Consider the following 5,019-nt stretch of genomic DNA (forward strand, 5'->3'; position numbering starts at 1 on the left):
CGAGAGCCGCTGTCCGGGCGCGACGTCGACCTCGAACTCGAAGGCACCGCCGGGCGCGATCGGCGGCGCGCCCGGGACTTCCCCCGTCGGGTCGTTCGGGTCGGCGACCGTCTCGGCCGGGGTGTACGCGCCCGAGTGATGAACGTCTGTCGACACGTCGAGTTCGTCGACCAGCCCGTCCTCGCCCTCGAAGCCGGTCGGCGGTCCGGCCTCGGCGAGCGCTTCGAGACCGACCGACGCCGACTCGCCGAGGTCGTAGATCGGATTCCCGCCCTCGTGGACGGCGTACGCCCCCGGCGTGACCCAGACGGCACCGTCCGTCGACGTGTCCGCCGGATAGAACTCGGTCGAAGCGACGTTCTCGATCCGGACCCGCACCGTGGCCGTCTCCGTCATCCCGTCGTCGTCCATCGCGTCGTCGCCGTCGTCCATTCCACCGCCGTCGCTGCCGTTCATGTCGTCGTCGCCGTCCATCCCGCCGTCGCTGTCGTTCATCCCGTCGTCTCCCATGCCGTCGCCGTCTCCCATGCTGTCGCTGTCGTCTCCGCCGAGGCATCCGGCGAGCGCCAGCGTCGCGAGTCCGCCGCTCGTCGACAGGAACCGCCGCCGCGTGTCTTGTCTCGTCATGTTTCCTATGAGGGCGATATCGGGGATATAGATTTTTCAACTACCGGACAAATTCGGGGCGAAATCGGGGCGAGGTCCGTTCAAACTTCGTCTCAGATCCGGCCGCTGTCGGCGGATTCTCTGACAAGACGAGTCGACGGCGTCGGAGAACAAACGGACGAAAGAGATCGGTCGGAGCGGTGCGGCGGCGGTCGCGCCGCGTCAGGCCTCGCCGAGGTCGCGGAACATCGCGCGGTAGTCGTCGGTCGACAGCGACTCGCCGAGGTCGTCGATGTCGGCGTCCAAGTCCTCCAGCCGCTCGACGAGTTCGGCGTACGCCTCGTTCCCCTCGCGCTGTGCCGCCGGCTTCTGCGAGCTGAGCACCGCGCGCTTGCTGGCGAGCGCGGCGGCCTCTCGGACAAGGTCGTCGTACTCGCTGCGCGTCAGGAGCGTGTCGATGGCCGCGAGCAGCTTCGAGCGGCTCACCGGCTTGGTGAGGTACAGGTCGAACCCCATGTCGATGATGTCGAAGTCGGGCTCGACCGCGGTGACCATCGCCACGCGGCAGTCGTACCCCTCCTTGCGGATGTGTTCTAAGACGTCGTCGCCGCTCCCGTCCGGGAGCCGCCGGTCGAGAAGCACCACGTCGACGGCGGCGTCGACCTGATCGATCGCCTCGGCGGCGGTCTCGGCGACGTCGACGACGTACCGCTCCTCAAGGAAGCCGGCGTACAGCGCCGCGATGTCGGGCTCGTCCTCCACGACGAGTATCGACGGATCGCTCACCGTCGATCACCGTCGCGCGCGACGAGACACGCTTCACCGGGCATACACGAAGGAGCGGTATGTCGAGAGATAAAACTGTCGCCGTTCGTTCGCCCGATGTACTGAACCGTCTTTTATATACACCGCCCGCCAAAGGGGAGACGAATGTCAGAACTCGTCTCCACCGGGGTCGAGGGGCTCGACTCCATTCTCACCGGCGGTATCACCGAGCGATCGACGGTCCTTGTCTCGGGGAATCCGGGCACGGGCAAGAGTATCTTCGGAATCCAGTACCTCCACCACGGCGTCTCCGAACACGGGGAACGCGGCGTCTACGTCTCCTTCGAGGAGGACGAGGCCGACATCCGCGGCGCGGCCGAGTCAGTCGGCTTCGAGGGGTTCGACGAGATGGTCGAGGACGGCGACATCGTCATCCTCGACAAACGCGAGATGCTCCGCGAGACCGACTTCTCGACGGCCGTCGACCGTCTGCTGGATACCGTCGAGGACGGTGACTTCGACCGCCTCGTCCTCGACTCGCTGTCGATGTTCCAGCTCTTCTTCGACGCCGAACAGGAGAAGCGCACGTACCTGCTGAAGTTCTCGGACATCCTCAAGGCGAACGGACTCACGTCGCTGCTCATCAACGAGCAGGGTGCCGTCTTCCCCGACACCGAGGTCGGACTGGAGAACTTCCTCACGGACGGGAACATCTACTTCATCCAGACGCCGACCGACTCCGGCGTCAACCGCTACGTCTGGGTGGCGAAGATGCGGAAACAGGACATCGACACTGACATCTTCCCGATGGAGATCGGACAGGGGGGAATCACGGTCCACGAGCGCGCTGGCGGCTTCTCGATGATGGGCGGCTCCGACGACCGGCCGTCGTTCTGACGGGGAAGAATCCCGTCAGTTCGGCCGGCTACTCTCGCGAGGAGAGGTCGCGCCAGACGTCGTCGAGGCGGTTCTTCACCGCCGACCGCTCCTCGACCTCGACGGTGAGTCCGTCGCGGAAGTCGACCTCGACCCCGTCGACCTTCCGGCGGTACACCTTCACGCGCCGATGTTCGTCCGAGAGCGGCCGGTCGTGTAGCTCCAGCAGATCCGCCTCCTCCAGCTCGTTGATCCGCCGGTAACACGTCGCGATCGGGACGTCCAACTGGTCGCTGAGGTCCTGCGCCGACTTCGCGTCGCCCGTGGCCGTCAGGATGTCCGTGTTGTACTTGTTCCCGAGTACGGTGATCAGATCGTCCCCCACCATTCACGTTATCGAGATTGATTTCCGGGTAATAAAAGGCTACCGGTGGTCGTCAGACGCTCGATACGTTCCCAGTCAGTCGTTTTCGCGGTCGCGGGTCCGTCACAGGCGCGTTGCCTTGGTCGGCGTGTTATCGCCGCTGATACCCGCTCCCGTGGGTTTATATCCGGTCTCGGAACAAAGAGCGTATGGAACTCATCGAGGGGTTGTACCTGATGACGACCACCGTGTTGGCCGGCGCGAGCGCGACCCTCGTCGCGTTCGCGGTCGCGGCGTATCGGTCGTCCGGTCGCACGGCGATGGCGTACTTGGCGGTCGGCTTCGGACTCGTCGTCCTCGCGGCGGTCGGAACGCCCGCGGCCGCCTTCCGGACGGAATTCGGCAACGCCGAGGCGCTGCTCTTAGTTAACACCGGACTGCTGGCGGCGTCGATGGCCCTCATCGCGGGGAGCCTCGCCGTCTACGAGCCGGGGACACAGGAGTTCGTCATTCCCGAATCGGAGCTGTCGCGCCTACGCGATCGGTGAAAGAAACGCGGCCGCCGTCTCGTAGCTGTCGGACCATCTTTGCGGTCGACCCCGCGATCCTCGTAAACGAGATATCGATCCCCCGAAACTAGAGACTTTGCTGTTCCCCTTCCTACCAATCTCGGCTGTCTCTAACTGTCCGTTCGCCTTCCAGCCGGTCCTCAAGCTTCGGGAGTACTGCCACCGATCCACGACAGATCCAGACCTGATACTGTCGTGACGAAATCGTTGATATATTCTGTAACTACTTAGTTGGAAAAAGTGCGAAAATCGCAGGACAGCAGATTTTTATCAATCTGGATAACCGGGTAAGTGATCTTAAGTAGGAATTCCCCATCCTACCGATAACGCCCGCCGGGCAGGCCGGGGGCCGACGCAACACACAATGTTCGAAACCATACTGGACGAGGAAGAGCGCGGTCAAGTGGGGATCGGCACGCTCATCGTGTTCATCGCGATGGTGCTGGTGGCGGCGATCGCTGCCGGCGTGCTGATCAACACGGCCGGGTTCCTCCAGACGCAGGCGGAAGCAACGGGCGAAGAGAGTACAGCGCAAGTGAGTGACCGGCTTCAGGTGGTGAGCCAGTCCGGGAACGTGACCGACGGTAATTCTGGTGACCGCGTCGTTGACCAGCTGAACATCACGGTTGCGCAGTCTCCCGGTGCCAGCAATATTGACCTGAACGAGACGAGCGTTGAACTTATCGGAGATAACGGGCAGGAGACTTTCCAGCTCAGCGCCGATCAGGCCTCGATCGACATCTACACCGGAGAAGACGGTGATGTCGTGCTGACCGATGCCAGTGACCGTGCCGATGTCGGAATCGACCTAAACACGACAAATAGTGGTATCTACGGGGTGCTCGAAGGCGGTGACCGCCTCTCGGTGACGTTCACGACGCCCTCGGGCGCGACCACGACGGCGGAGCTCCGCGTCCCGACGACGCTGACCAGCGAGCAGAGCTCGGTGAGGCTATAACAATGTTCGAGTTCATCAACGACCGTGAAGACCGCGGCCAGGTGGGGATCGGAACGCTCATCGTGTTCATCGCGATGGTGCTGGTGGCGGCGATCGCCGCCGGCGTGCTGATCAACACGGCCGGGTTCCTCCAGTCGCAGGCGGAAGCGACCGGCCAGGAGAGTACCGACCTCGTGTCGGAGCGGATCGACGTGACGAGCGAAGTCGGTATCGTCGGTAACAACAGCACGGGCGAACTGAAGTCGGTCAACGTCACGGTGTCCGGCGCGGCCGGCGCAGATCAGATCGACCTGTCGGAATCGACCATTCAAGCGGTCGGCCCGAACGGACAGGCGAACCTCGTGTTCACCGACACGCCCGCTTCGGGTAGCGGAGACATCGGGAACGCGAGCCAGCTCAACGCGAGCGAGTTCGCCGTCCTAGATTCGGACGGTGGCTTCGTTGACTCCGGTAACGCTGTGCTGGACGACGACACGGACTACACCATCGTCGTGAATCCGGGTGCGGAGCCGTTCGGCGACATGACGAATGACGATATCTACAACGCCAGCGGTAGCAACGAATACACCTACGCACACACCGACAGTAGCCTCAGCGCGTTCGGCGAGGGAGAGAGCTCCTCGCTAGAGATCGTCTCGCCGTCGTCGGCGACGACGTCCGTTGAGCTGAACGCGCCCGACCTCTTCACGGAGGACGGCGAAGCGGTCCGGCTCTAACGAGTCGAACAGCGCGGTAACCACCTTGCGGCGGCTCGGCCGCCCGCAACACCTATTTTTCGGCGTGCGCTACCACGACCCATGAGTGACGACGATGCGCTGCCGGCCGACCCGGAAGAACTCGACTTCACCGACGACGAGAACGTCGTCGAGATCGGGGAGGGG

7 protein-coding genes are annotated in these 5,019 nt (G+C 63.6%); 4 read left to right on the forward strand and 3 right to left on the reverse strand.

Annotated features, from left to right (window positions below; all coding sequences use genetic code 11):
- Both BN903_RS17540 and BN903_RS11765 read right to left on the reverse strand, forming a co-directional pair.
- A partial coding sequence (locus BN903_RS17540; RefSeq protein ID WP_048077905.1) for a spondin domain-containing protein occupies positions 1-627 on the reverse strand: 627 nt, incomplete at its 3' end.
- Positions 628-828: 201 nt separating this feature from the next.
- A complete protein-coding gene (locus BN903_RS11765) occupies positions 829-1,392 on the reverse strand; it encodes a HalX domain-containing protein (RefSeq protein ID WP_048077906.1) in 564 nt (187 codons plus the stop codon).
- Positions 1,393-1,536: 144 nt separating this feature from the next.
- Here BN903_RS11765 and BN903_RS11770 point away from each other — a divergent pair, with 144 nt between their 5' ends.
- Complete coding sequence (locus BN903_RS11770; RefSeq protein ID WP_048077907.1) at positions 1,537-2,268, forward strand: ATPase domain-containing protein; 732 nt, start codon at positions 1,537-1,539, stop codon at positions 2,266-2,268.
- Positions 2,269-2,296: 28 nt separating this feature from the next.
- Here the strand turns inward: BN903_RS11770 and BN903_RS11775 are convergent, their stop codons facing one another.
- On the reverse strand, positions 2,297-2,635 hold the full coding sequence (locus BN903_RS11775; protein WP_004597591.1) for a helix-turn-helix domain-containing protein: 339 nt from the start codon (positions 2,633-2,635) through the stop codon (positions 2,297-2,299).
- A gap of 185 nt (positions 2,636-2,820) precedes the next feature.
- Here BN903_RS11775 and BN903_RS11780 point away from each other — a divergent pair, with 185 nt between their 5' ends.
- The 3 genes from BN903_RS11780 (at position 2,821) to BN903_RS11790 (ending at position 4,854) form a co-directional block, all read left to right on the forward strand.
- On the forward strand, positions 2,821-3,159 hold the full coding sequence (locus tag BN903_RS11780) for a hypothetical protein (protein ID WP_048077908.1): 339 nt from the start codon (positions 2,821-2,823) through the stop codon (positions 3,157-3,159).
- Between the two features lie 385 nt (positions 3,160-3,544).
- Entirely contained in the window at positions 3,545-4,138 is a 594-nt protein-coding gene (locus tag BN903_RS11785) for an archaellin/type IV pilin N-terminal domain-containing protein (RefSeq protein WP_048077909.1), read from the forward strand.
- Positions 4,139-4,140: 2 nt separating this feature from the next.
- Positions 4,141-4,854 (forward strand): archaellin/type IV pilin N-terminal domain-containing protein, encoded by a 714-nt coding sequence (locus BN903_RS11790; RefSeq protein ID WP_048077910.1) that lies wholly within the window; start codon positions 4,141-4,143, stop codon positions 4,852-4,854.
- Positions 4,855-5,019 lie beyond the last annotated feature (165 nt).

This window comes from Halorubrum sp. AJ67 (genome assembly GCF_000513435.1).